The following is a 26,400-nucleotide window of genomic DNA, read 5'->3' on the forward strand; positions in this document are numbered from 1 at the left end:
TGTCGTCACTTCTCGTCGCGTTCGCGTTTGTCCTCCCACGGCCCGTCGTCGTGCGTGCCGGGCGGCGTGTCGGGCTCGATGCGCGTGACGCCGCCGGTCGCGGGCGGGTCGCTGGCCGGAAACGTGTCCTCGAGCTGCTTGTCGATATGACGTTCCGAATGGCGCGTATGGGTGCGGTCCTGGTCCTTCAGCGGCGGCTGCGCGTCGGGCTGCCGCTCGTGCGCCGGTGCGTCGTGGCCGTGCCGGGTCGAATCCTTCATCGCGGTGCTCCGTATCGGTGACGAGGAACCGCCTGTGCCGCAACCTGCGTTCCCGGCCCACGCGCCCGGCACGCGACTTGCCGCTGCAACGGCGACGACCAGGACGACGACCATGACGACGCGCTCGCGGCGGGAACGACCGCCGCGACCACATCACGCGGGAGGCACGACGATGATTCCGAAACGACGACCAGGGGTGCGCTACGAGATCAACGTATGCGGCGGCGGATTCGATTCGGTGAAAAGCCATTTCGATACGTGGAAGCACGAGCCGCTGATCTACCGGCCCGAGCGCCGGATGTTCGAAGGCAAGGCCGACGTGCGGCCGCTCGGCGACGAGACGTTCGGCGCGACCGAGCCCGCGCGCTTCGCGCTGCAGCGGGCGTGCGAGCCGTCGGACCCGTATGCGCTCGCTGCACGCGTGCGGGACGACGGCCGCGAGCTGTGGCTCGTGATGGCCGCGTACGACGCGTAGCCCGCGCGCTTGCAAGATTTGCAGCGAACGGTGTAGCGAAGGCATGGCGGCGGGCGCCGGGCCGCGCGTCTGCGGACCGATTCCCGGGTGGCCCCGCCTGCGGCGACATGAACGGACGGCACGCGGCTTGCGAGTCTTCGCTACGCGGCCGTCGCGCCGATCTCGACCCGAACCCCGCAACGATGGAAATGCCGATGAAACACGACCCCGCGCAGTGGCTGCAACGCCCCGAACCGCCGCTCCCCGACATCGAGCCGGACCCCGAGCCGCCCGATCCCGACGACGTGCCGCCGGACCTGCCCGAACCGTACCGGGAACCGGAAGGCGACCCGCCCGGACATGCGCCGCCGGAGCGCGACCCGCCGTCGCGCGAGCCGCCCGTGCGGGCGTGGCGGGCGGGCGCGCCGCCGCTCATGCGAATGGAGGATGTGCGATGAGTATCCGTGTGAAACCCGGCATGCTGCGCGACATCGCCGAGACGCTCGGCCGTCATTTCGAGGCGCGCGCGATGCCGTTCCACGTCGAGGAGCAGCCGGCCGGCGCATTGCATATCGGCTTTCGCGTCGACGGCCATCCGGCGTCGCTGACCGTGACGTTCGACGCCGACGCCTTCGCCGCGCTCGAACGGGCCGACCTCGACCGGCAACGCGGCACGCTCACGCGCGTCGCGGCCGAATTCGACACGATGATGGCGCGCCGCGCACCGACCGCGTACGCGGGCGATTTCCATTTCAACCGGCTCTGAGCCGCGCCGCACTGGCCGACCGCAGCCGCCGATTCAGGGAGGACTCGATGAACACGATCCAGACGATACGCGTGGGCGCCTGTGCGTTCGCCGCCGCGTGCGCGCTGGGCGCATGCACGCAACCCACCAACGGCCCGTACGGCACGCGCGGGGCGCCGCCCGCGCCGCCTGACGGCCGCGGCGTGCAGTCGACCACGACGATGCCGGACGCGAATACGCGCTACGACCCGCGTCCGTCGCCGGGCAACACGATGCCGCCGGATACGAGGGTCGACGTACCGGTCGACGTGCCGCCGCCGGGCCCGAACGGCGCACAGGGCGACCAGCCGCTGCCGGGCACGCCGCCGCCGATGCAGTACTGATACGACGCGTCGCGGGGACGCGCCGCGGCGCCGCGTCACGGCATGCCGCCCCCGCGATGCGGCCGGAGGAACGCGATGGCGAATCAGCACGAACACCTGGAGGACTGGCTGCGCGATGCCTACGCGATGGAGCGCCAGGCCGAGACGATGATCGACGCGCAGATGAAGCGGGTCGGCCACTACCCGCAGTTGCAGGACCGGTTGCGGCAGCATCTCGACGACACGCTCGGCCAGCAGGCGCTCGTCGAGGCGTGCCTGATGCGGCTCGGCACGTCGCCGTCGGCGAGCAAGGATCTCGCCGCGCGCATCGCCGCATACGGGCAGATCGCGAGCGGCATGCTGGCGGACGACGAAGTGGTGAAGACGGCACTGGCCGCCTACGCATTCGAGCAGTTGGAAATCGCTGCATACACCGCGCTCGTCGCGGCGGCTCAGGCGGCCGGCGAAGAAGAGATCCGCGCGTGTTGCGAGCGGATTCTCCAGCAGGAGAGCGACATGGCCGCGTGGCTGCTGCGCCATCTGCCCGAGCTGACGACGGCGTTTCTCGATCGTTCGGCGGTGGACCGCATCGACGCGAAGCGGTGACGGCGCGGCCATCGGGCTGCTTCTGGGACGGGCCGTTTTCCGCGAGCGAAATACGTGCCCCCTAACTTGCCCCCGGCTTGTAAAAAAGCGGCTCCGATGCCCGGCGAGACGGGGCACGAACCCGCGAGAGCCGCGTCGCAGCGCGCTTCGCGCGACTGGCACGGAAGCTGCGTGACGTTCGGCAGAAGACATACCCGCGAACCCGCGAACCGAACCGTCAGGAGGCTTTCGATGCCCGTCTCGCTTGCGCTGCAGATGCGACAGCATCTCGCACTTACGCCGAGGCTTCAGCAGTCGCTGCGGCTGCTGCAGTTGTCCTCGCTGGAGTTTCAACAGGAATTGCGTCAGGCGCTCGACATGAACCCGTTTCTCGAAGACGGCCAGGGCGACGAGGACACCGTTGCCGGCACGCCCGAGCAGCCGACCGAAGCGGCCGCGCCCGAAGCGGCGCCCGAGCACGACGACATTCGCCCGCCGGATGGCGAGGTGCCGTTTACCGCGGCGCCCGCGCCGCGCGGCACGAGCCGTCAGGGCGACGATACCGACGGCCTGTCGCCCGGCGAATGGATCGCCGCCGAGCCGTCGCTGCATCAGCAACTGCACGATGCGCTGCGGCTCTATCCGCTCAACAAGCGCGACCGCGAGGCCGCGCGCCTCGTGATCGATGCGCTGGACGACGACGGCTACCTGCGTCAGGAGCTGCCTGAACTGCTGGTCGCGGCCGATCCCGCGTGGCTGCTGTCGGAGCAGGATCTCGCGGTCGCGCTGCGGCTCGTGCAGATGCTCGACCGGCCGGGTATCGCGGCCCGTTCGTTGTCCGAATGCCTGGTCTTGCAGCTCGACGCGATTCCGGCCGGCACGCCGGCGCTCGCGGAAGCGAAGGCGATCGCGCGCGAGCATCTGGAACGGCTCGCGCGCCGCGAGACGGCCGAGATCCAGCGGCGCCTCGGCTGCAACCAGCAGACGCTGCACGCGGCCTGCGCGCTGGTGCGCGGGCTCGACCCGCGCCCCGGCAATCACTACGGCAGCACGCGCGGCGACTACGTGGTGCCCGACGTGATCGTGCGTCAGGTGCGCGACGAATGGATCGTCACGATCAATCCGGCCGTGCTGCCGCGCGCCCGCCTGCACGAGCGCTATGCGACGCTGTTCGCGCAGTCGAGCGGCGAGCGCGATTCGCCGCTCGGCCAGCAGTTGCAGGAAGCGCGCTGGCTGATCCGCAACGTGCAGAAGCGTTTCGACACGATCCAGCGCGTGGGCGAATGCATCGTCGCGCGGCAGCGCGATTTCTTCCGCTACGGCGAGATCGCGATGAAGCCGCTGGTGCTGCGCGACATCGCGGAGGAGCTCGACCTGCACGAATCGACCGTCTCTCGCGCGACCGGCAACAAGTACATGGCCACGCCGCACGGCACGTTCGAATTCAAGCATTTCTTCCCGCGCAAGCTGGAAGCAGCCGGCAAGGGCGTGTGTTCGGCGTCGGCCGCGAAGGTGCTGATCCGCGACATGATCGCGGCCGAGCGGCAGACCGATCCGCTGTCCGACGTCGCGCTCGCGGAGAACCTCGCGGGTCGCGGCATCCTTCTTGCGCGCCGCACGGTGACCAAGTATCGCCAGGCGATGAAGATTCCGCCGGCCGACCTGCGGCGCCGCGACGCCGCGTGACGGCCTCACTGTTCCAACCCCGCGCGTGCCGTCTCTCGCGTCGGCTCGCGCGCCAACGAGAGGAGCGCAACCATGCCAGCCAAATCCCAGGCCCAGCAGCGCGCCGCAGGGGCCGCGCTGTCGGCCAAGCGCGGTGACACGAAAATGAAGGACCTCAAGCCGCCGTCGAAATCGATGGCCAAGTCGATGAGCGAGAAAGAGCTCGAAAAAATGGCGTCCACGCCCACGCGCGGCAAACCGAAACACAAGCACGATGCGTGAACGGCGCCGACGTTTAGTGACGACTGCTGTCATCCAGGAGGGTTCCATGCTTCGATACGCCATCATTTTCTTCATCATCGCGATCATTGCCGCCGTGTTCGGCTTCGGCGGCATCGCGGCCGGTGCGGCCGAGATCGCGAAGATCCTGTTCTACATCTTCGTCGTGATCTTCCTGGTCACGTTGCTGCTGGGCGTCGTGCGACGATGACGGTGATGCCCGACCGGTCGCAGCGCGTCGCGGAACTCGAGCATGCGCTCGCGATCAGTTTTCCGTCGCAGTCGACCGTGGTCGTGCATGCGGACGACGCGTCCGGCCGGCTGACGATCAATGTGTCGTGGGTGCGCGTGCCGTCCGACGAGGACGCGCGCCAATGGCGCTGCTCGGTCGACCTGCGCTTCGATGCGGACGTGATCGAACGCTACGCGACGCTCGACGCGGCCGACCGGCTGCGCGTGCGCACGCAGCTGTGCGACCGCGCGCGGCGCGCGGTGGACGAGCACAAGCCGCGCGTCGAGGATGCCGCGATCGAGTGCAACGTGGCGCTCGACGTGACGGCCGTCGTGTTCGACGCGGCGCTGCGCGCGCCCTGACGTCCCAGCCGGCCCGCGGCCGTTCGCGGCGCGCCGGGCCGGCTTTCCCTGCCGTCCGCACGCGTGCGCCGCGGCGCGTCGCCGTGCGGCAGCGGCTCCCTACCGAATGCCACGAGGACACCTGACGATGACGACTCCCCCATCCGCCGGCAAGACGCCCCCGACGCAACCGACGCAACCACCCGACAGCGCGAAATCGCGCCAGCTCGACGCGAATCGTGCGCGGCCCGACGGCGAGGCGCTGCGCACCAACCAGGGCGTGCGGATCGCCGACAACCAGAACACGCTGCGCGGCGGCGCGCGCGGCCCGTCGCTGCTCGAAGACTTCATCATGCGCGAGAAGATCACGCATTTCGATCATGAGCGCATTCCGGAGCGGGTGGTGCATGCGCGCGGTTCGGCCGCGCACGGCGTGTTTCGCGTATACGAGCCGATGGCCGACTACACGAAGGCCGCGTTCCTGCAGGACCCGGCCGCCGAAACGCCGGTGTACGTGCGCTTCTCGACCGTGCAGGGGCCGCGCGGGTCGGCCGACACCGTGCGCGACGTGCGCGGCTTCGCGGTGAAGTTCTATACCCAGGAAGGCAACTACGATCTCGTCGGCAACAACATGCCGGTGTTCTTCATCCAGGACGCGATCAAGTTTCCCGACTTCGTGCACGCGGTGAAGCCCGAGGCGCCGAACGAGATGCCGACCGGCGCGTCCGCGCACGACACGTTCTGGGATTTCGTGTCGCTGGTGCCGGAAACCACGCACATGGTGCTGTGGCTGATGTCGGACCGCGCGCTGCCGGCGAGCTATCGCGCGATGGACGGCTTCGGCGTCCACACGTTCCGCTTCGTGAACGCGGCCGGCGTCGAGCGGTTCGTGAAATTCCACTGGCGACCCGTGAGCGGCGCGTATTCGCTGCTGTGGGACGAGGCGCAGCGGATCGCCGGCCACGATCCGGATTTCAACCGGCGCGACCTGTGGACGGCGATCGAGCGCGGCGACTATCCGGAGTTCGAACTTGGTGTGCAGATGATCGATCCGGCCGACGCGGATCAATTCGACTTCGACCTGCTGGACCCGACCAAGCTCGTGCCGGAAGAGCTCGTGCCGGTGCGGCCGATCGGCCGGATGACGCTGAACCGCAACCCCGACAACTTCTTCGCGGAAACCGAGCAGGTCGCGTTTCACCCGGGTCACGTGGTGCCGGGCATCGATTTCACGAACGACCCGCTGCTGCAGGGGCGACTGTTCTCGTACACCGATACGCAGCTGAGCCGGCTCGGCGGCCCGAATTTCCACGAGATCCCGATCAACCGGCCGGTGTGCCCGTTCGCGAACAACCAGCGCGACGCGCTGCACCGGCAGACGATCAACGTCGGCCAGGCGTCGTACGAGCCGAATTCGACGAGCGGCGGCTGGCCGCGCGAGACGCCGCCCGCGCCCGCCGGCGGCGGGTTCGAGACCGTGCCCGAGCCGCTCGAAGGCCACAAGGTGCGCGTGCGCAGCGAATCGTTCGCCGACCATTTCTCGCAGGCCGCGCTGTTCTACCAGAGCATGACCGAGATCGAGCAGCGGCATATCCGCGACGCGTACTGCTTCGAGCTCGGCAAGGTGACGCAGCCGCACATTCGCGAACGGGTGGTCAACGAGATCATCGCGCGCTTCGACGCGGGGCTCGCCGCGCAGGTCGCCGAACGGCTCGGGCTGCCCGCGCCGCAGGCGGCCGCGACGCCGGCCGTGCCGCAGCGCTCGCCGGCGCTGAGCCTGATCGGCCGCGCGAAGCCCGGCATCCGCTCGCGCAAGATCGCGCTGATCGCGACGCCCGGCGTGAATCCGGTGCTGGTCGAGCAGGTGCGCGACGCGTTGCAGGCCGCGCACGCGGTGCCGACGATCGTCGCGCCGACGCTCGCGCCGATCGGCGGCATCGTGCCGGAGGCGACGCTGGTCGGCATGCCGTCGGTGATGTTCGATGCGGTGTTCGTGTGCGGCGGCGACGGCGATGGCCGCGATCTCGCGCACAGCGCCGACGCCCGCCATTTCGTGCGGGAAGCGTTCAAGCACCTGAAGCCGATCGCGGCGGTCGGCTCGGGACGGCAACTGCTCAGCGCCGCCCACCTGCCCGACCCGGCCGAAGGCGTGTGCGTCGGCCAGGCCGTCGATCTCGACGCGGTGCTGAACACGCTGTCGGATCACCTCGGCCAGCATCGCGTGTGGGCGCGCGAACAGCAGGCGGCGGAGCTGCCGGCATAGGGCCGGCATAGGGCCGACAGCGGCCGACAAGCGGCCGACAAGCGGCTTGCGCCGTATGGCGCGCTCGCCCTCGGGCGGGCGCGCATCCGGCAAGGAGGAACATGCATGGCACCGCGGATGATTTGGAAAGGCGCGATCAGCTTCGGGCTCGTGCACGTGCCCGTGCAGTTGTATCCGGCGACGCGCACCGTGAAACCGTCGTTCCGGATGCTCGACAAGCGCTCGATGGACCCGATCGGCTATCGGCAGATCAACAAGCGCACCGGCAAGGAGGTCACGCGCGAGGACATCGTGCGCGGCTACGAATACGAGAAGGAGCGCTACGTCGTGCTCACCGACGACGAGATCCGCGCGGCGAACCCGGAATCGACGCAGACCGTCGACATCCTGACCTTCGTCGACGAGGACGCCGTGTCGTTCCTCTATCTCGACACGCCGTACTACCTGGTGCCGGACCGCAAGGGCGAGAAGGTCTATGCGCTGCTGCGCGACGCGCTGAAGGACAGCGGCAAGATCGGCATCGCGCTGGTGGTGATGCGCGACCGGCAGCATCTGGGCGCGCTGATCCCGGTCGGGCCGATGCTCGCCCTCGATACGCTGCGCTGGCAGGAGGAACTGCGGCCGCTCGACGAGCTGTCGGTGCCGGCCGACGACGCGAAGGGCGCGGGCGTCAGTGCGCGCGAGCTCGGGATGGCGAAGAAGCTGATCGACGACATGTCCGGCAAATGGACCCCCGACGAATATCACGACACGTTCCGCGACGACATCCTCGAACTGGTCGAGCGCAAGGTGCGCGCGGGCAAGATCGAGGAGATCGAGGACCGGCCCGCGCAGACCGGCCGCGCGGCGAGCAACGTGGTCGATCTGACCGAGCTGCTGAAGCGCAGCCTGAAGGGCGGCGCGGGGGCGCGCGCGGCGGACCTGCGTGCAGAGCGTGGCGAAGAGGAGGACGAGGTGTCTTCATCGTCGTCGTCGCGCGGCGGCGCGCGCCGCAAGCCGGCGGCGAAATCCGCATCGAAGGGCGCGGCGACGAAAACCGCGGCGAAGAAGACCGCCGCGAAACGCGGCGCGACGAGCGCCCCCGCGGCAAAGAAGACGGCCGCGCGCCGCAAGCACGCGGCGTGACGCCGATGACGCCGACTCCGATTTCGATTCCGGTTCCGACAAGGTGACGCGATGGCCGGCAAGCTCGATCCGTATCGCCGCAAGCGCCATTTCGGTGCGACGCCCGAGCCCGAAGGGGCGCACGGCAAGCGTCGCGCGAAGCCGGATACGCAAGCGGCCTCGAAGCCGAAGGCGAAGCAGCCCGCCGCGCGCGCACGCCATCCGCTGCGCTTCGTGATCCAGGAGCACCACGCGCGCCGGCTGCACTACGATTTCCGGCTCGAACTCGACGGCACGCTGAAATCGTGGGCCGTGCCGAAGGGGCCGAGCTTCGATCCGCAGGTGAAGCGGCTCGCGGTGCACGTCGAGGACCATCCGCTGGAATACGCGTCGTTCGAAGGCGAGATTCCGGCCGGGCATTACGGTGCGGGCTCGGTCGTCGTGTGGGACGAAGGCACGTGGACGCCCGATGGCGGCGTCGCGCAGGCGCGCGAAGGCTACCGGGCCGGCAAGCTGACGTTCCGGCTCGACGGCGAGAAACTGCACGGCGGCTGGGCGCTCGTGCGCAGCGGGCGGCAGGAAGGGCGTCAGGAGCAGTGGCTGCTGATCAAGGAGCGCGACGACGACGCGCGCAGCGCCGATGAATTCGACGTCGTCGGCGAGCGGCCGGGGAGCGTGCATGACGGCGCGGCACGCAAGCGCGCGGCGCGGCGCGGCCGATCGACCGACGCGGACGGTGATGCACATGACGCGCAACACGCGAGCCACGAAAGCCACGCAAGCCAGCGCCCCACCGACCCGTCGCAGGTCGAAGGCGCGGTGCGCGCGCCGCTGCCGAGCGCGTCGCGCCCCAACTCGCGACGCTGGTCGATGCACCGCCGACGCAGGGCGGCTGGTGCTACGAACTGAAATTCGACGGCTACCGCATCCTGGCGCGCATCGCAGGCAAGGGCGCACGCCGGCGCGTCACGCTGATGACGCGCGAAGGCCGGGACTGGACCGCGAAGCTGCGCGCGCAGCGCGACGCGCTCGCGGCGCTCGATCTCGACGACGCATGGCTCGACGGCGAGGCCGTCGTGCTCGGCGAGAACGGCCTGCCCGATTTCCAGGCGCTGCAGAACGCGTTCGGCACGGACCGCTCGGATGCGATCACCTTCTTCGTGTTCGACCTGCCTTATCTCGACGGCTACGACCTGCGCGACGCGTCGCTCACCGAGCGTCGCGCGCTGCTCGAACCGCTGCTCGCGAACAGCGACCCGGCACGCGTGCGCTTTTCGCCCGATCTCGGCGAGGACGTCGCGTCGCTGATCGCGAGCGCCTGCGACACCGGCCTCGAAGGACTGATCGGCAAGCGCGCGGACTCGCGCTATCGCGCCGGCCGGTCGCCCGCGTGGATCAAGCTCAAATGCCGGCGCCGGCAGGAGTTCGTGATCGGTGGTTTTACCGAGCCGTCGGGCAGCCGGCACGGCTTCGGTGCGCTGCTGCTCGGTGTGCACGAGCCGGCGCCGGCCGGCAAGCGGCGGCGCGGGCCCGGGCCGCTGCGCTACGTCGGCCGCGTCGGCACCGGCTTCGATGCGCGGATGCTCGACCGTCTCGCCGTGATCCTGCGCAAACACGAGCGCGACACGATGCCGTTCGATGAACCGCCGCGCGAACGCACGCGCACCCGCGTGCACTGGGTCGAGCCGACGCTCGTCGCCGAATGCGAATTCGCGGAATGGACCGGCGACGGGATCGTGCGGCAGGCCGCGTTCATCGCGCTGCGCGAGGACAAGCCGGCGGCGCAGATCGTCCGCGAGATGCCCAAACACACGGAAACGGAGGTGACGATGGATCAACACCCGACCCCGCACGACGACACACGCAAGCGCGCATCGCATGCCGCTCGTGAAACCGGCGATCGCAAACCGTCCGCACGGTCTCGCGCAGCGGCCCGAGCCGACGGCGACGCGTCCGGCCCCGACACGCTCGGCCGCGTGCGCATCACGCATCCCGAGCGCGTGCTCGACCCGCAAAGCGGCACGCGCAAGATCGACCTCGCACGGTACTGGCAATGGGTCGCGCCGTGGCTGTTGCCCGACCTCGAGGGCCGGCCGGTTTCGCTCGTGCGCGCCCCGGGCGACATCGCCGGCGAGCTGTTCTTCCAGAAGCACGCGGAGCGCCGCGAGATCCCGTTCGTCACGCAGCACGAAGGGCTCGACCCGGGCCACGGACCGCTGCTGTCGATCGACAACGTCGACGCGCTGCTCGGCGCCGCGCAGATGGGCACGGTCGAACTGCACACGTGGAACGCGCATGCGTCTAACATCGAGCGGCCCGACCGCCTCGTGTTCGACCTCGATCCCGATCCGGCGCTGCCGTGGCGCACGATGATCGACGCCGCGCAGCTCGTGCGCGGGCTGCTCGACGAGCTCGGGCTCGTGTCGTTCTGCAAGACGAGCGGCGGCAAGGGGCTGCACGTTGTCGTGCCGCTCACGCGGCATGCGGGCTGGGACGACGTGAAGGACTTCTCGCGCGCGGTCGCGCAGCACGTCGCCGGCACGCTGCCCGACCGCTTCACCGCGACGATGGGGCCGCGCCACCGGCGCGGCAAGATCTTCGTCGACTACCTGCGCAACGGGCGCGGCGCGAGCACGATCGCCGCCTATTCGGTGCGCGCGCGGCCCGGCATGGGCGTGTCGGTGCCGCTCGACTGGGACGAGGTGCCTGACACGACGGGCGGCGCGCAATGGACGATCGACACGCTGCACGAACGGCTGGACACGCTGAAGCGCGACCCGTGGGAAGGCTACGCGAAGGCGCGCCAGCGCATCACCGCGGCGATGCGGGCGCGGCTCGGCGCCGACACGTGAACCGTCAGCGCCGATGCTGCTGCAACCGGTAGTACCAGTTCATCAGCGGCGTCGCGGAAATCCCGTGCGCGACCACCGACGCGGACACCACGGCCAGCACCGGCGCCGCGAGCGGGCGCACGACGTCGGACGGCCCGTGCTCGAGCGCGAACAGCAGGTAGTAGAACGAGCCGATCCCGCGGATGCCGAACCACGCCATCAGCCGCCGCTGCGCATGCGTCGCGCGCGAGCCGGCCAGCGTGACCAGCACCGCGAGCGGACGCACGGCGACGAACAGCACGGCGGCCAGCGCGACGGCGCCCCACGTGAGCAGCGGGCCGGGCAGCGTCGAGAGCACGCTGCCGATCATCGTCATCACGATCGCTTCGGCGATCCGTTCGAGCTCGATCGTGAAGCCGAGCACCGATTCGGCCATGAACGCATGCGCTTTCTCCGGATGCTTCTCGGTCGCGACCACGTCTTCCGAATCGATCTGGCCGATCACTTCGCGCGGCGGGCGGTCGCCGCTCGCGCGATGCTCGACGCGCCGCATCGCGACGCCGGCCGCGAACGTCGCGATGAAGCCGAACGTGTGCGCGAGCTGCGCGGCGCCGAACGACAGCACGATCAGCGCGAGCGCGAAGAAGCCTTCGAGGCCGAGCGCCTGCGCGTGCCGCGTGCGCAGCCAGCCGATCGTCTTCGTCGTGGCCCAGCCGAGCCCGCCGCCGATCGCGGCCGCGCCCGCGATGCCCCACAGCGCGACCAGCGCGAACGTGCCGGACAGCGGCGGGATGCCGTGCGTCGCACCCGGTGCGCCGCACAGCGCGAGCCCCGCGAGCGCGAACGGCAGCGCGATGCCGTCGTTCATTCCGCCTTCGCCGGACAACGCGAAGCGCACCAGGTCGCGATCGCCCGGATCGTGTACCTGCACGTCGTGCGCGAGCACGGGGTCGGTCGGCGCGAGGATCGCCGCGAGCAGCAACGCGGGGCCCCAGCCAAGGCCCAGCGCGAGCACCGCGCACGCGGCGAGCAGCGGCACGGTGACGATCATCGCGAGCAGCCCGAGGCGGCACGGCACGAGCCACAGCTTGTCGGACAGCGGCACGCGCAGCCGCAGCCCGATCGCGAACAGCGACACGAGCAGCGCGACCTCGACGATCTCGCGCAGCAGCTGCCCGTCGCGTTCGAGGTCGAGATGCAGCAGGCCGGCGCCGGCCGGGCCGAGCGCGATGCCGAGCACCAGGTAAATCATCGCCGAGCTGCAGGGCAGGTGGCGCAGTGCGGACGTCACGACGCCCATGCCCAGCAGCACCGCGCCGATGATCAGATACCAGAGGGTTTCGTGCATGCGTGTGATCGCAGCGCAGGGGTGGACATGAGCATACGAGCCGCGCGCCGGCCGTCAGGGCTTGCGGCCGAAGGCTTCGCGCAGTTTCCGCTTCGCGCGTTCGAGGGTCGCGCGGCGCGTTTTCGGCAGGTTGCGGCCGGCGCGGTTCACGTAGAAGTTCAGCATCGACATCGCCGACTGGAACGGCGACGCCTTGCGGCGGCGGCTGTGTTCGGCCGAGCGCTTCAGCGACGCGGCGATCGCGGCCGGATCGTCGGATTTGAAGATGTCGGGCTCGATGTCGAGCGCATCGCTTTTTTGCGTGACTTTGCCGGACCAGCGCTTGCGGTGGGCCGGGTCGGCGCTGCGCGCGCGGCCGGGGCGGCGCGTGTGGCGTTTGCCGTGCGGCTTGTCGTGCGCGTGGGAAGCAGAAGCGGAAGGCATGAGGCAGGGGCTCCGTAGGGATTCACAGGACGGTCGTGCGAAGACGCGGGACGCAAACCGCGTGCCGCGTCGTGAACGTGCAGACGACGGCATGGGCCTTGCTGAAGGATCGGAGCAGGAATTTGGATCAAGCGATCATCCATAGGGAGAAAACGCCATGAAATCAGCATTCGAATCGAAGTGTGTCGCGCGGCATGTGCTGGCGTGCGCGGCTGTCGCGATCGTCGCGGCCGCGCCGGCCGCGTGGGCGCAGAACTCGCAGCGCTCGGACGAGGGCACCGGCGCGCCGAATCCGTCGATGGACATGTCGACGCCGGGCACCAACGGCAATACGACCGCGCCGCCGCCACCGGCCGGCACGCAGCGGCATGGCGCGAAGCACGGCATGCGTTCGCACAGCGGGTCGGCCGGCCACGTGAAGCCGGGCGGCGGCCCCAACGGCGCGGGCGAGGGCGGTAGCGGCGCCACCGGCGGCGGTGTCGGCGGCGGGTCGGGCGGGGCCGGCGGCTCGGGTGGCACCGGCGCCGGCAACGGCGGTTCGGCCGGCTCGACGGGCACGGGCGGCGGCGGGGCAGGCGGGACGGGCGGCGGTTCCAGCGGTTATTGACGGTGTCGTGCCGGCGCGGCCGGCATGGCGCGATGGCGGCGCGGTTTCCCGGGACGGGCGCGCCGCCGCCACGCAGGAGGACATCATGCAATCGAATTCCCGGATTTTGGTGGACAACGACGAGCTCGACGGCGACGCAAGCGACACGGACGATCTCGACACGACGGTCCATGTGGACGTCGAGACGGGCAGGGTCATGTTCCATGCGGCGTGGGCGAACCCTGTCGAGGCGCCGCCCGAGGCGGCCCGCCATTCGGTCGTGCTCGCGCTCGAATGCTCGACGATGGAACGCTACGCGGATCTGGACGAAGGCGCGCGGATGCGTGTTCACGCGATGCTGCACGACGCCGTGCAGCAGACGCTGGAACAGTTGCCCGATACCGACGAGAACCTGACGCTGACGGTCGAGCTGACCGACGCGATGCTCGACGCCGTGCGTCATCTGCAGTAATCGCGCGGGATCGGCGCACGGCGTCGCATTACATCCCGTTGAAATCTTTGCAGCCGGGCGCCCGCCAAGCGGCCGATGGGGCCGACGAGCGATTTTCGATCGCGGGTCGTTCCCCGGTTACAGGAATACGCACGAGCACGACCGCGCCGGCAGGCAACGGCCTGCGCGGCCGGAACGGCGCTTGCTGGGAGACCGGCACGGCACGACACGACGTGTGTCTTGTCCTATCCCTTTCCACGGAGGCATCCATGAGCGGCAAGCTGGATCATTGCAAGGTAGCGATTCTCGCGGTCGACGGTTTCGAGGAAGCCGAACTCGTCGAACCGCAGCGCGCGCTCGCGGCCGAAGGCGCGCAAGTGGACGTGATTTCTCAGCAGCCGGGCGAAATCCAGGGTTTCCGGCACGTCGACAAGGGCGAGCGCGTGAAGGTCGACCGCACGTTCGACGATGCACGCGAAGGCGACTACGACGCGGTCGTGTTGCCGGGCGGGGTCATCAACGGCGATGCGATCCGGATGGTGCCGGCCGCGCGCGAATTCGTGACGGCGGCCGTCGGCGCCGGCAAGCCGGTCGCGGCGATCTGTCACGGCGGGTGGCTCCTCGTGTCGGCCGGGCTGGTCGAGGGCAAGACGATGACGAGCTGGCCCAGCCTGCAGGACGATATCCGTCACGCGGGCGGCAAGTGGGTCGACGAGGAAGTCGTGCGCGACGGCAACCTGATCACGAGCCGCAAGCCGGCCGACCTGCCCGCGTTCAACGGCGCGCTGGTCGAGCGACTCGCGTCGCGGGGGGCATGAGCCGATGCCGGCCGATTCCGGTTCCCCGCGCGCCGTGACGCTGACCGACGAACCGCCGACGTTCGACGGCGCGGCGTTGCAGTTGCGCTTCGTCGTCGACGTCGACGGCGTGCCGCAGGCCTGCGCGATCACGGTCGAGGCGCTGGAAGATCATTTCGGCGCGCGCTCCGCGCTGGAGGCCGATCTGCGCGACGCGTTCGAGCGCGGCCGCGCGCGGATCGAAGCCGCGTGCGCGGACGTGCTGGCGAGCGGCAACCACGACGTGGTGCTGCACAGCGGCTATTTCCGGGCGCCGGCCGGGCGTGCGCGTGCCGGCTTGTTTCGCTCGCGGCCGTGAGCGGCGCGCATGCGCTGCACGTCTTCCGCGCATTTTATTCTGCTGCATCGGTCATCTGCGGCCGCTCGCCGCGGCCAGCCGTTACATGCCGTTGAAAACTTTGCAGCGGCTCGAACGCGCCGTGCGGTGCCACATCGCGCGGCGCACGCACCGCACGGACAGCGGCCGCACCACGCCGGCTGGCACGTTCCCTGCATGCCCGTCACGTCGCCGGCGCACGATGCGCGCCGCCAGCCGATGCGACGCCGGTGTCGCGTCGCGCGTAGCCGTCAACGGGGAAACGAGCATGCTGACCGCCCACGAATTTGCCGCGCTGTTCCTCGCGCATCACGCGCCGGAACAGATCCAGATCGACCGCGACGACGTCGTCGCGCTCGTCGAACAACACCTGATCGTGCTGCAGCAAGACGATACGTCGGGCGCGCACCGCCCCGCACTGACGGCTGACGGGCTGTCGGTCCTGCGGTGCGTGCAGCGTCATGACGCGGCCGAATTCCATGCGATCGGTGTGAGCGACGGGGCCGACGCGTGACGCGCCGGCCCGCGCGGGGCATTCACCGCGCGATCGCGACGGATGCATTGACCTGCACGACCGGCGGCTCGCCGTCGAACGGCGGCGCGTACAGGAAGCGGTCGATCACGCCGGCCTCGAACAGCAGGCAGTAGGTCGAGCCGCCGAACTGGAAATAGCCGATCTCGTCGCCCTTGTCGACGCGCTGGCCCGGCACGACTTCGATCACGCACGACGACACGTCGCCCATCCCGACGAACACGGCCGCGACCGTCCCGATGCCGGGATCGTCGCTCGAGATCGCGACCACCGCGCGCGCGGCGACCGCCGTCATGTAGCCCTGCGAGTCGTTGAGCCCGGCCGGGTCCGGGCCTTCCGCTTCGGCGACCGAGTAGTAGGTGCCGTCGACGCGATACGCGTGCGTGACGACGCCGCGCACCGGCGCATGCCAGCGGTGGTAGTTGTACGCGCTGAGGTAGGCCTGGTAGACGTCGCCGCCGACGAAGCGCTCGGCGAGCGACAGCCGGGCGGGCGTGAAGAGGTCGCGCAGCGAATACGGCTGCGACTTGATCCAGAACGTGTCGCGCAGCTTCACGTTGGTTTCGGTGTGATAGGGCGACGCTTCGCACGCGCTGACGATCACGTGCGGATCGTCGGGCGCCGCCACGGGCCGCGCGCCGTCGCGAAAGCGCCGCGTGAAGAAGTCGTTCCACGAATCGAAGCCCCAGTGCGGCTGGTCTTCGCGATACTGGAACTGCGACAGCCCGAGGCGCTTGCGTGCTTCGTCGCAGAACCAGCCGTCGGGCGCCGACGTGTCGAGATGCGCGCGCGAATGCGGGCCGCCGAGGAAGTCGCACCAGACGTTCAGCACGCGTTTCAATTGCGCGTTGACGGAGGCGTCGCGAAACACCGCGTGGCCCGACGGCATGCACATTGGCCAGTCGAAAAACGCGTTCAGCGGGCACACGATCAGGCTTTCCTCGCTGAACGGCGGCGTGTAGGTCATCAGATGGTCGATCACCGTCATCAGCTCGCCGATCGACGCGTAGCCGAGCCGGTATCCCGCTTCGCGCGCTTCGTCGATCGCGCGGGTGAGGCTCATGCGCAGCACGGCGTTGTCGTCGAACAGCCGCGCGAGTTCCTGAACGGCCGGCGTGCGCAACCGGTCGCCGGCATGCGCGCGCGCTTCGCTCGCGATTTTTTCGCGGAACGCCGCCATGTGCGCTTCCTCGCTGGCCATCCATCCGCCGAGGCGGCGGCGGGTAGCGGGCGGCGTGTTGCGATTCGTCGGCATCGTCTCCTCCGGAAGGTTTCGGTCGAATCGATGTAGCAAGACGCTTGCCCGAGCGGCGGCATTGAAATTGCTGCATCCGAGCGACCGGTTTGTTTTCGATGACTCAGGAGAACAGCATGGCTACAGCTTCGAATGCACGACAGACGAACGAGGCGGGATCGACGGACGAACGCCGCCGCGACGGGCAGCGGACCGTGACGCCGACGCGCACGCGAAAACGCCCGCAGGCGGCGCTGCGCGATGCGGCGCGGCGGGGTGAGCGCGGTGACGGTCGTGCAAGCGGCAATGGGCCGGTGACACCGAGCCGTGGAGAGGAGGCGGCGAAACCGCTGTGGGAGGATGACCGCGGCGAGATGCCGCCGGAAGAATGGTCGTGAGGGTGCCGAAGCCTGTCGTCGACTGCACGAAAACGCTTACGATCGGGCGTTTCGGTTGAAATTCGATGACGCGTGTACAAAATCGATTATCGACGGCACGTTTTGAACCAAATCGATTTTGGTGACAGAGGGCTGGCACGCATCGGGCATCGGCTTCAATTTCCCCTCCGCGCCGCGACGAGCACCGCCACAGGCAACCGGGCCAGACAGCGATCGAGCGCCAGCACACCATCCGGCGCATAGATCGCGTCGCTCGCGTTCAACCAATCGTTCCACGGTCCTTCAACCCCGCGCGGCAGCACGACCGCCGTATCGCCCCATTGCGCAGGATCCACGCGCGGCATCTCAGGCGCTTCCCCAGCAACCGGCACGCGAGCCGCGTGGCGACCACCACCACGGTGGCTGCCTCGTCACATCGCGCGAACGCCACCACGTGCCGGGCAAGCCTGCCGCGCACCCGCAGCGGAACATAGGCGCCGTCCGCGAACGTCGCCGGCCATCGTGCCCGCAGCGCCAGCATCCGTTCGATCAGCGCGCGCTTCACGCGCGCGTCGGGCCACGTCGGCAGATACGATGCGACCGGCCCGTCGACCGGTTCGGCCGCCAGCGTCGCGAACGGCACGTCGCGCCGGTTGTCCGGATCGACGAGCGAGTGATCCCATGACTCGGTACCTTGATACAGATCCGGCACGCCGGGCGACGCGATCCGCAGCGCCGTCTGCGTGAGGCCGTTGACGACGCCGGCCGGCGCGATCCGCGCGACGAACGCATGCAGCCGATGCGGAAAATCGCCCGCGCCGCGCGGCGTCAGGATCGTGCGGACGAACGCTTCGCAGCCGTGCTCGTAATCCGGCTCGGGCGCGAGCCAGTCGGTGTACTGCTTCGCTTCGCGCAGCGCCTTCGTCTGCCACTGCACGACGCGTGTCGCGAGCGCATCGAGCCCGGCCGCATCGTCGGGCGCGAGCGCCGGCGGCCAGCAGCCGACGAGCGTCTGGTAAAGCATCGTCTCGGCGGCCGGCCCGGGCGTCCACGCGAGGTCGCGGTGCGGGCCGCCGCGATGCGGCGCGTTCAGCGTCGACCAGTCGAGCGACACCGCGCGCCATGCATCCGGCACCTCGCTCAGCACCGCGAGCCGCGCGCGCGCGTCCTCACCGCGCTTGTGGTCGTGCGTGGCCGTCGCGACGAGCCCGTGCGGCACGGTGCGCGCGCGGCGCCGGTTGCGCGCATGGAACGCGCCGCGCGACAGGCTGAAGTCGCCGGCATCGGCGCCGACCTCGTTGCGCGACAGCAGCCGGCCGTAGCGATAGTTGGCGGTATCCTCGACGCCCTTCGCGGCCAGCGGCGCGGTGAGCTGCGCGAACGCGACGCGCGCCGCCAGCAGCGCATCGGCGTTCGCGCGCGGCACGCGCACGACCGGCAAGCCGAGCCACGCGGCGACGCGTTCGAGCGCGAACCGGTCGGTCGAGTCGACCGCCGCGTACACGCCTTCGTACGCGTGGGCGAGCACGCGCCGGTCGTCGTCGGCCGGCTCGTCGCCCGGGGCCGGATACATCCGGTACACGGGCAGCCGCACCGCGAGTTCGCCGAGCACGCGCTGGATCGCGATCCGGCTGACGTCGCGCGTGACGGGCGACGCCCGGGCAATCTCGTGTAGCAACCGCGCGACCCGCGCATGCTCGGCGGCGAGCTGGCGCATCAGCACGCGCCGCTTGCCGTCGAGCGCTTCCTGCGCGAACGTGCGCGCCGAACCCGACACGGCCGCCCAGTGCGCGGCGAGCGGTTCGGCGCCGGCCGGGTCGTGCAGCAGCGCGCCGACGTCGTTCATGAAGTCGTAGCCGGTCGTGCCGTCGACGGCCCAGTCGCTGCGCAGCGACTCGCCGGGCGCGAGGATCTTTTCGACCACGACGTAGGGTCGCGCGTCGCGCTGCGCGGCGAGCCGAGCGTGCAGCCGGCGGCAATACGCGCGCGGATCGGCGAGGCCGTCGACGTGATCGACTCGCACGCCGTCGACGAGCCCGGCCGCATGCAGGCGCAGCGGCAGCGCATGCACGGCGTCGAACACCGCCTCGTCCTCGACGCGCACGGCCGCGAGCGTCGCGATGTCGAAGAAGCGCCGCCAGTTCAGCTCGTCGGCGGCCGTGCGCCACCAGGCGAGCCGGTAGTGCTGGCGTTCGAGCAGCCGGTGCAGGCACGCGCGCGAGCGGGCGCGGCGCGGGCCGGCGCCGCGCAATACCGCGTCGAACGCATGCGGACCGTGCGCGGCCGCATAGTCGCGCAGCGCCGCATGGGCGGCGGCGAGTCGCGCGCTGTCGCGTGCCGGTGCGGCATCGAAGCGCTCGGCGAGCGCGTTCAGGTCCGCGCGGTTCGCGATGCGCAGGATCTCCGCATAGGTGGCGGCGGCGACCGGCAGCCGCCGCCCGGGGCACGCGATGATGAAGCGGCCCGTGGCCGGATCGGCGCGCAGCGTGATGTCGCCGGCCGCGAGCGCATCGCCGTACGGCGCGCCGAGGCAGGGCAGCAGCACCTTGCCGTCGAGCGTGGGGTCGGGCGGATGCCAGTCGATGTCGAAATAGCGTGCGTACGGGCTCGCCGGCCCCCATTCGAGCACGTCGTTCCACCAGCCGTTCGACGACCCGCCGACGCCCATGTGGTTCGGCACGATGTCGATGACGATGCCGAGGCCGCGCGCACGCAGCGCGTGGACGAGCCGCATGAAGCCGGCTTCGCCGCCGAGTTCCGCGCCGAGCGCGCCGTGGTCGACGGTGTCGTAGCCGTGCCGCGAGCCGGGCTCGGCCGTGGACACCGGCGACAGGTACAGGTGGCTCACGCCGAGCCGCGCGAAGTAGTCGGCGTGCGCGGCCGCGTCGTCGAACGTGAAGCCCGCATGCAGCTGCAGTCGCAGCGTCGCGCGTGGGGTCATGGGCCATGCCTCCGCGAGCGGCGCGCGTGCACGACGGCCGCGATGCGCGTGCGCACGTCGGCGTCGAACAGCGCATCGATCGTGCGCGGCAGCCGCTGCCGCCAGTTCGGATGGCCGCACGGCGGCCCCGGCAGGTTCGGCTGCGCGTCGAGGGCGAGCAGATCCTCCAGCGGCAGCAGCGCGAGCGGCGACGGGCTGCTCGCGACGTAGCCGAGGATCGCATTCACCGGCGGCATGTCGGTTGGCGGCACCGCAGCGTCGGCCGGCACGCAGCCTGCGTGCTGCAGCGCGTGCCACAGCGCGGCACGCTCGGTGGCGCGTTCCGCATGCGCGGCGAGCAGTTCGGGAGGCGGCAGAGGCGTCGAGTGATTCGAATCGGGGCGCTGCACGGTGTCGTGCCCGAACGCCATGCTTTGCACGATTTCGTCCGAATCGTGCGCGCTCGCGTCGTCCGGCTCTGGCGCTGCGATGTCGCGAGGTTGCGTTTCGTCGCGCCGCTTCGCGGCTTCCGCCTCGGCTGCGACGCGCCGCCATCCGAGATCGACGCCGCGCCACCAGCCGGCCACGGTCGGCAAATCGTGCGTCGAGGTCATCGCGATCGCGTCGCGATCCCACGCGGCGGGCGGCCGGAACGCGCCATCCGCATCGCGCTCGAACCACAGCACGCGCATGCCCGCGACACCCTGCGCGCCGAGCCGTTCGCGCAACCCGGCCGGCACGGTGCCCAGATCCTCGCCGATCGCGATCGCGCGATGGCGCGCCGCCTCGAGCGCGACGAGCCGCACCAGATCGTCGAGCGGATAGCGCAGGTACGCGCCGCTGCGCGGCGAGCCGCCGTCCGGCACGATCCACATTCGCGCGAAGCCGAGCACGTGGTCGATGCGGATGCCGCCGGCGTGCGCGAACGCGGCGCGCAGCAGGTCGATGAACGGCATGAAGCCGTCCGCACGCAGCGCGTCGGGCGTCCACGTCGTCACGCCCCACGCCTGACCGGCCGCATTGAACAGGTCGGGCGGCGCGCCGAGCGATACACCGCGCAGCAGCGTCGTGCCGTGCGCCCACGCGTCGCTGCCGGCCTGATCGGAGCCGACCGCGAGATCGGCGATCAGCCCGGTCGCCATGCCCGCGCCGCGCGCGGCGTGCTGCGCGTCGCCGAGCGCGCGCGACGCGCACCATTGGAGGAAGGTGTGAAACGCGATCGTGTCGGCATGCTCATGCGCGAACGCGTCGACTTCCGCCGACCCCGACATGCGCCATTGCGACGGCCACTGCCGCCAGTCCGCGCCGATCCCGTGCTCGATGCAGAACGCCTGCAGCGCATCGAAGCGCGCATGCGCGTCGAGCGCCGCGCCGCCCGCCGCGCGAAACCGCTGGTACGTGTCGCGCGACGGGTCGTCGCTCGCGCGCCATGCGTCGAAGCACGCACGCAGGCGCCGCAGCTTCGTCGGCAGCACGCTGGGCCAGTCGATCAGCGCGGCGTCGGCCGTGGCAGCGGATGGGCGATGTGCCGCGTCGGCGCCCGGCACCGCGTCGCAGTCGAGATACGCGACGTTGTGCCAGCGCCGCGACGACGGCGAATACGGGCTGTCGTGCGCGGGAAGCGCCGGATAGCCGGCATGCGTCGGGCTGATCGCCACCGCCTGTGCGCCGTGTCGCGCTGCCTGTGCGGCGAGCCGCGCAAGCGCCGTGTAATCGCCCGCGCCATCGTCGCCGGTGCGGCGCAGGCTGTAGAGCTGCGCTGCGATGCCCCAGCGGCCTCCGTCGTGCGCACGGGCGAGCGCGTCGAATGGCCGTGCCCGCGGCGGCGCAATCGCGAGCCCGATGCGCTGCTCGCCGATGTCGAGCGCGTGATAACCGGGCATCGCGAGCGGCGGCAGCGTGCCGTGTTCGCCCGCGCCGCCCACCCGGCCGTCCACGTGCCCGCCGGTTTCGAGCGAGATCCTGAAGCGCGCGCCCGGCGGCGCGATGGTCGCGGGCAGCGTCAGCGGCAGGCCGGCGTCGCCGGTCACGAGGCGCGGCGGTGACGCGTTCGCATCGGCGAGCGCGGCCGCGCTGTCGACCCGCTGGATCGCCGTGCCGCACGGCCAGCCGAGCGCATCGACGAGCGCGACCAGCGCGTCGTCGTCCACGCGCCGTGCGACGCCGCCCGCGTCCGTCCAGTCGGGTTGCAGGCCGGCCGCACGGGCGAGCGCCGCGATCGGGACGTCGGTCGTCATGAGGGGCTCCGTCCGTTCGTGCTGTGATGCCGCGCATCCCGGTTGACCGCGCCGTCGCGCCATACGATGCAGGCGCGGGGCGGCACGTGCCCGCCGGGCAGCCGGTCGCGCGCCCGCGGCGGCGTCTCGAACACGATCTTGCCGACCGGCAGCGCGGGCAGCGTCGCGTCGTGCGAGCCGAGATTCAGCGCGATCGTCAGCGTGCTGCCGTCGCCGAGGTGCCAGCGCGCGACCAGTGCGGGCGGGTCGCCGTCGCCCGCGAGCAGTTCGACGCCGAGCGACCGCGCGTTCTCCAGGTGCGGCGTCACGAGCGCCGCGCGCACGGCCAGCGCGCTGCGGTAGAAGCGCCGCCAGGCGGCCGCGTCGGGCCACGACTCGTCGGGCGGATGGTGCGACGACGAGCGCACGAAGGTCGCGATGTCGTTCGGGTCGGGAATCGCGTCGCGATGGGCGGCGTCGGCGAACGCGGGAAACGCGGCGAATTCGCGGCGCCGGCCTTCGCGCACCGCATCGGCGAGCGCGCCGCGATAGTCGGTGAAGAACTGGAACGGCTGCGTGCTGCCGTCTTCCTCGCCCATGAACAGCAGCGGGATCGACGGCGCGAGCAGCATCAGCGCGGTGGCCGCGCGCACCGCATCGTCGTTCGCGAGCGCGCGCAGCCGTTCGCCGAATGCGCGGTTGCCGACCTGGTCGTGGTTCTGCAGGAACACGACGAACGCAGTCGGCGGCAGGTGCGCGCTCGGCTCGCCGCGCGCTGCGCCGTCGTGCAGCGGCGACGGTTCGCCCTGGTACGCGAAGCCTTCGCCGAGCGTGCGCGCGAAATGGCGCAGCGGCGCATCGGCGTACGCGCGGTAGTAGCCGTCGCGCTCGCCGGTCAGCAGCACGTGCGCGCTGTTGTGGAAGTCGTCGTTCCATTGCGCGTCGAAGCCGCCGGGGCCGAGCAGGCTCGCAGTATTGCGCTCGTTCTCCAGCACGAGATGCACGTGGCGCGCGTCGCCCGCCTGCGCGCGCACGCGGCGCGCGAGTTCGCGTAGCCACGCGTCGTCGTCGATCGCGTGCGCGGCGTCGATGCGCAGCCCGTCGAAGCGGTATTCGTCGAGCCAGTACAGCGCGTTGTCGATGAAGAACGCGCTCGTCTGCGGGCGGGTGAAGTCGATCGCCGGCCCCCATGCGGTCTGCCGGTCCGCGCGGAAGAAGTCGGGCGCGTAGCGCGGAAGCATATTGCCGTCGGGGCCGAAGTGGTTGTACACGACGTCGAGGAACACCTGCAGCCCGAGCCCGTGCGCGCTGTCGACCAGCGATTTCAGCTCCTCGGGCCGCCCGTACGACGCATCGGGCGCGAACGGCAGCACGCCGTCGTAGCCCCAGTTGCGTGCGCCGGGAAACGCATTGACCGGCATCAACTCGACGGCGGTCACGCCGAGTTCGGCGATCGCCGGCAGGCGCCGCTCGACGGCCGCGTAGCCGCCGCAGGCGCCGACATGCAGCTCGTACAGCACCGTTTCGTGCCACGGGCGGCCGCGCCACGCGTCGTGACGCCAGCGGTACGCGGCCGGATCGACGACCTGGCTGGGGCCGTGCACGTCGTACGGCTGAAAGCGCGACGCGGGATCGGCCACCGCCAGCGCGTCGTCGAGCAGGTAGCGGTACAGCGTGCCGGGGCCGCACGGCGCGATCGTCTCGAACCAGCCGTCGCCGGCAGGCGTCATCGGGATCGCGCGGCCGCCTTCGTCCTGCAGCTCGACGGCGGCGGTGCGGCTCGCGGGCGCCCACAGCCGGAAGCGCGTGCGGTCGGCCTCGACGCAGGTCGCGCCGAACGACGATTCGAATACATGCGTGCCGGTGGGGCGGGCGGAACGGGAAGTCATGGCGGTCCTCAGGAAGACTGATCGGGCGGCGGCACGGCCGCGACCGCGATCACGGCCGCATGCGCGGCGACGTCGAGCCCCGCTTCCGGCCACGAGCGCGGGCCCGAGTCGGGCGTCGCGGTGTCGAGCAGGATGCGGTAATCGAGCACGGGCGCGGGCGGCATGAACGTGATGGTGTCGGCCGATGCGTTCAGCATCACGAGCAACGCCTCGGTGCGCCCGGTGCGGCCGGTGCCGACGCGCCGCATCGTCAGCGCGCGGCGTTCGCCGTCTTCCCACGCGGGCACGGTGAGCGCGTCGCCGCGTTCGTCGAACCAGTCGATCTCGCGCATGCCCGGCGCGCCGTCACGGTCGCCCGACGGGTAGCGCGGCGCCGACATCACCGGATACATGCGCCGCAGCGCGGCGAGCCGCGACACGAAGCGGGTCATCTGCACGCCGGCGTCGCTGTGCGCCAGGTCCCAGTCGAGCCAGGACAGTTCGTTATCCTGGCAATACGCGTTGTTGTTGCCGTGCTGCGTGCGGCCGAATTCGTCGCCGGCCACGAGCATCGGCGTGCCGAGCGCGGTAAATAGCGTCGCGAGCATCGAGCGTGCGACGCGCAGCCGCACGTCGCGTATCGCCGCGTCGTCGGTCGGCCCTTCGACGCCCCAGTTCGCGCTGCAGTTGTCGTCGCGGCCGTCGCGGTTGTCCTCGCCGTTCGCGTCGTTGTGCTTGCCCGCATACGACACGAGGTCGGCCAGCGTGAAGCCGTCGTGCGCGGTCACGAAATTGACCGAGGCCCACGTGCGGCGCCGGCCGTGATTGAACAGGTCGGCCGAGCCCGACAGCCGCGCGGCCAGTTCCGGGCGCTGCCCCGCGTCGCCGCGCCAGAAGCGTCGCACGGTGTCGCGAAACCGGTCGTTCCATTCGGCGAAGCCGGGGGGTGACGGCCGAGCTGATAGCCGCCGGGGCCGAGATCCCACGGCTCGGTGATCAGCTTGCGCTGCGCGAGCACGGGGTCCTGCCGCAGCGCATCGAAGAACCCCGCGCCGGGCTCGAAGCCGTGATCCTCGCGGCCGAGCGTCACGCCGAGATCGAAGCGGAAGCCGTCGATGTTGAACGCGGTCGCCCAGTAGCGCAGCGAATCCATCACCATCTGCACGACGCGCGGATGCGACATGTTCAGCGTGTTGCCGCAGCCGGTTTCGTCGACGTGATAACGCGGATCGTCGGGCCGCAGCCGGTAATAGCTCGCGTTGTCGAGGCCGCGCCACGACAGCGTGGGCCCGAGCTGGTTGCCTTCGCACGTGTGGTTGTAGACCACGTCGAGCACGACCTCGATGCCGGCCGCATGCAGCTGGCGGACCGCGATGCGCATTTCGTCGAGCCGCCGCGTCGTCAGGTACGACGGCTCCGGCGCGAAGAATGCAGCCGTGTCGTAGCCCCAGTAGTTGCGCAGCCCGCGTTTCACGAGCTCGCGCTGCTGCAGGAACGCGTGGATCGGCAGCAGCTCGACCGTCGTCACGCCGATCGACAGCAGGTGATCGATGAACGCCGGATGCGCGAGCGACGCGAACGTGCCGCGCTCCGGCGGGCGCAGCCCGGCGCGGCGCATCGACGCGCCGCGCACGTGAGTCTCGTAGATCACGGTGCTGCGCCACGGCACGTTCGGTCGGCGGTCCATGCTCCAGTCGAACGCTTCGTCCACGACCACCGCTTTCGGCATCGCGGGCGCCGAATCGCGGCGGTCCATCGACAGGTCGGCCCGGTTCGAATGCACGCGATAGCCGAACAGCGCGTCCGACCAGCGGAACTGGCCGACCAGCTTGCGCGCGTACGGGTCGAGCAGCAGCTTGGTCGGATTGAAGCGATGGCCGTGCTGCGGCTGGTACGGGCCGTCCGCGCGGAACCCGTACACGGTGCCCGGATGCGCGTTGGGCAGGTAGCCGTGCCACACCTCGTCGGTGCATTCGGGCAGGTCGAGGCGCGCGAGTTCCTTGCGGCCGGTCGGGTCGAACACGCACAGCTGGATGCGCTGCGCATGCGCGGAAAACACCGCGAAGTTGGTCCCGAGGCCGTCCCAACTGGCGCCGAGCGGATAGCTGCGGCCGGGTTCGAGACGGTCGGGCAGGGCGGTCGGCATGGGGT

The 26,400-nt window shown here is 70.6% G+C and carries 23 protein-coding genes and 3 pseudogenes; 18 read left to right on the forward strand and 8 right to left on the reverse strand.

Translation table 11 applies throughout. From position 1 onward, the window contains the following. Positions 1 to 5: 5 nt before the first annotated feature. Positions 6 to 260 carry a hypothetical protein gene (locus SY91_RS33390; RefSeq protein WP_023477788.1) on the reverse strand — a complete coding sequence of 85 codons (255 nt, stop codon included), beginning with the start codon at positions 258 to 260 and terminating at the stop codon, positions 6 to 8. Positions 261 to 432: 172 nt separating this feature from the next. On the opposite strand from SY91_RS33390, the gene SY91_RS33395 reads away from it, so the two are divergent. From SY91_RS33395 to ligD, 12 genes and pseudogenes are all read left to right on the forward strand, one after another. Further along, positions 433 to 735, forward strand: coding sequence for a hypothetical protein (locus tag SY91_RS33395; protein WP_012336612.1), 303 nt, complete (start codon positions 433 to 435; stop codon positions 733 to 735). 188 nt (positions 736 to 923) lie between these two features. After that, positions 924 to 1,172 (forward strand): hypothetical protein, encoded by a 249-nt coding sequence (locus SY91_RS33400; protein ID WP_185921513.1) that lies wholly within the window; start codon positions 924 to 926, stop codon positions 1,170 to 1,172. Beyond that, positions 1,169 to 1,480: a hypothetical protein gene (locus SY91_RS33405; RefSeq protein WP_023477786.1), complete on the forward strand. Its 312-nt coding sequence runs from the start codon at positions 1,169 to 1,171 to the stop codon at positions 1,478 to 1,480. The genes SY91_RS33400 and SY91_RS33405 overlap by 4 nt, the downstream gene beginning before the upstream one ends. A gap of 47 nt (positions 1,481 to 1,527) precedes the next feature. Beyond that, the gene (locus SY91_RS33410; protein WP_023477785.1) at positions 1,528 to 1,842 is read left to right on the forward strand and encodes a hypothetical protein; all 315 of its coding nucleotides are present in this window, start codon (positions 1,528 to 1,530) and stop codon (positions 1,840 to 1,842) included. Between the two features lie 75 nt (positions 1,843 to 1,917). After that, positions 1,918 to 2,427: a DUF892 family protein gene (locus SY91_RS33415; RefSeq protein ID WP_023477784.1), complete on the forward strand. Its 510-nt coding sequence runs from the start codon at positions 1,918 to 1,920 to the stop codon at positions 2,425 to 2,427. A gap of 231 nt (positions 2,428 to 2,658) precedes the next feature. After that, positions 2,659 to 4,092 (forward strand): RNA polymerase factor sigma-54, encoded by a 1,434-nt coding sequence (locus SY91_RS33420; protein ID WP_011545557.1) that lies wholly within the window; start codon positions 2,659 to 2,661, stop codon positions 4,090 to 4,092. A gap of 72 nt (positions 4,093 to 4,164) precedes the next feature. Then, positions 4,165 to 4,353, forward strand: coding sequence for a DUF3008 family protein (locus tag SY91_RS33425; protein WP_011545556.1), 189 nt, complete (start codon positions 4,165 to 4,167; stop codon positions 4,351 to 4,353). 46 nt (positions 4,354 to 4,399) lie between these two features. After that, positions 4,400 to 4,561 (forward strand): DUF1328 family protein, encoded by a 162-nt coding sequence (locus SY91_RS33430; protein WP_006767422.1) that lies wholly within the window; start codon positions 4,400 to 4,402, stop codon positions 4,559 to 4,561. Continuing rightward, positions 4,558 to 4,944: a DUF3022 domain-containing protein gene (locus SY91_RS33435; RefSeq protein ID WP_023477783.1), complete on the forward strand. Its 387-nt coding sequence runs from the start codon at positions 4,558 to 4,560 to the stop codon at positions 4,942 to 4,944. Before SY91_RS33430 ends, SY91_RS33435 begins: the two co-directional genes overlap by 4 nt. Positions 4,945 to 5,071: 127 nt before the next feature. Further along, positions 5,072 to 7,186 (forward strand): catalase HPII, encoded by a 2,115-nt coding sequence (gene katE / locus SY91_RS33440; RefSeq protein ID WP_023477782.1) that lies wholly within the window; start codon positions 5,072 to 5,074, stop codon positions 7,184 to 7,186. Between the two features lie 105 nt (positions 7,187 to 7,291). After that, positions 7,292 to 8,311 carry a Ku protein gene (locus SY91_RS33445; protein WP_023477781.1) on the forward strand — a complete coding sequence of 340 codons (1,020 nt, stop codon included), beginning with the start codon at positions 7,292 to 7,294 and terminating at the stop codon, positions 8,309 to 8,311. Between the two features lie 51 nt (positions 8,312 to 8,362). Further along, positions 8,363 to 11,142 (forward strand): annotated as a pseudogene (gene ligD / locus SY91_RS33450) (DNA ligase D). 4 nt (positions 11,143 to 11,146) lie between these two features. On the opposite strand, the gene SY91_RS33455 reads toward ligD, so the two are convergent. Beyond that, the gene (locus SY91_RS33455; protein ID WP_023477779.1) at positions 11,147 to 12,469 is read right to left on the reverse strand and encodes a cation:proton antiporter; all 1,323 of its coding nucleotides are present in this window, start codon (positions 12,467 to 12,469) and stop codon (positions 11,147 to 11,149) included. Between the two features lie 54 nt (positions 12,470 to 12,523). After that, positions 12,524 to 12,892 carry a DUF3175 domain-containing protein gene (locus SY91_RS33460; protein ID WP_023477778.1) on the reverse strand — a complete coding sequence of 123 codons (369 nt, stop codon included), beginning with the start codon at positions 12,890 to 12,892 and terminating at the stop codon, positions 12,524 to 12,526. 157 nt (positions 12,893 to 13,049) lie between these two features. Between SY91_RS33460 and SY91_RS33465 the strand changes: the two genes are divergently transcribed. The 5 genes from SY91_RS33465 to SY91_RS33485 all read left to right on the forward strand — a co-directional run bounded on the left by SY91_RS33465 (position 13,050) and on the right by SY91_RS33485 (position 15,616). Further along, positions 13,050 to 13,499: a hypothetical protein gene (locus SY91_RS33465; protein WP_034203626.1), complete on the forward strand. Its 450-nt coding sequence runs from the start codon at positions 13,050 to 13,052 to the stop codon at positions 13,497 to 13,499. An 85-nt stretch (positions 13,500 to 13,584) separates the two neighbouring features. Beyond that, positions 13,585 to 13,950, forward strand: a complete 366-nt coding sequence (locus SY91_RS33470) for a DUF3022 domain-containing protein (protein WP_023477689.1) — start codon at positions 13,585 to 13,587, stop codon at positions 13,948 to 13,950. A 248-nt stretch (positions 13,951 to 14,198) separates the two neighbouring features. Then, the gene (locus SY91_RS33475; protein WP_012336626.1) at positions 14,199 to 14,747 is read left to right on the forward strand and encodes a type 1 glutamine amidotransferase domain-containing protein; all 549 of its coding nucleotides are present in this window, start codon (positions 14,199 to 14,201) and stop codon (positions 14,745 to 14,747) included. A gap of 4 nt (positions 14,748 to 14,751) precedes the next feature. Beyond that, complete coding sequence (locus tag SY91_RS33480) at positions 14,752 to 15,084, forward strand: DUF1488 domain-containing protein (protein ID WP_023477690.1); 333 nt, start codon at positions 14,752 to 14,754, stop codon at positions 15,082 to 15,084. 286 nt (positions 15,085 to 15,370) lie between these two features. After that, the gene (locus tag SY91_RS33485; RefSeq protein WP_011545545.1) at positions 15,371 to 15,616 is read left to right on the forward strand and encodes a hypothetical protein; all 246 of its coding nucleotides are present in this window, start codon (positions 15,371 to 15,373) and stop codon (positions 15,614 to 15,616) included. A 22-nt stretch (positions 15,617 to 15,638) separates the two neighbouring features. Here the strand turns inward: SY91_RS33485 and SY91_RS33490 are convergent, their stop codons facing one another. After that, positions 15,639 to 16,889, reverse strand: a complete 1,251-nt coding sequence (locus tag SY91_RS33490; protein ID WP_023477691.1) for a phosphatidylserine decarboxylase family protein — start codon at positions 16,887 to 16,889, stop codon at positions 15,639 to 15,641. Between the two features lie 98 nt (positions 16,890 to 16,987). Between SY91_RS33490 and SY91_RS33495 the strand changes: the two genes are divergently transcribed. Next, positions 16,988 to 17,266 (forward strand): hypothetical protein, encoded by a 279-nt coding sequence (locus SY91_RS33495; protein WP_409557540.1) that lies wholly within the window; start codon positions 16,988 to 16,990, stop codon positions 17,264 to 17,266. Between the two features lie 155 nt (positions 17,267 to 17,421). On the opposite strand, the pseudogene treY reads toward SY91_RS33495, so the two are convergent. From treY to glgX, 4 genes and pseudogenes are all read right to left on the reverse strand, one after another. After that, positions 17,422 to 20,186, reverse strand: a pseudogene (gene treY, locus SY91_RS33500) (malto-oligosyltrehalose synthase). Continuing rightward, positions 20,183 to 22,402, reverse strand: a complete 2,220-nt coding sequence (malQ, locus tag SY91_RS33505) for a 4-alpha-glucanotransferase (RefSeq protein ID WP_023477694.1) — start codon at positions 22,400 to 22,402, stop codon at positions 20,183 to 20,185. Before malQ ends, treY begins: the two are co-directional and overlap by 4 nt. Beyond that, positions 22,399 to 24,270, reverse strand: coding sequence for a malto-oligosyltrehalose trehalohydrolase (gene treZ, locus SY91_RS33510; protein ID WP_023477695.1), 1,872 nt, complete (start codon positions 24,268 to 24,270; stop codon positions 22,399 to 22,401). Before treZ ends, malQ begins: the two co-directional genes overlap by 4 nt. 8 nt (positions 24,271 to 24,278) lie before the next feature. Next, a pseudogene (glgX, locus tag SY91_RS33515) lies at positions 24,279 to 26,395 on the reverse strand (glycogen debranching protein GlgX). Positions 26,396 to 26,400 lie beyond the last annotated feature (5 nt).

Source organism: Burkholderia cenocepacia, assembly GCF_014211915.1.
Taxonomy (GTDB): domain Bacteria; phylum Pseudomonadota; class Gammaproteobacteria; order Burkholderiales; family Burkholderiaceae; genus Burkholderia; species Burkholderia orbicola.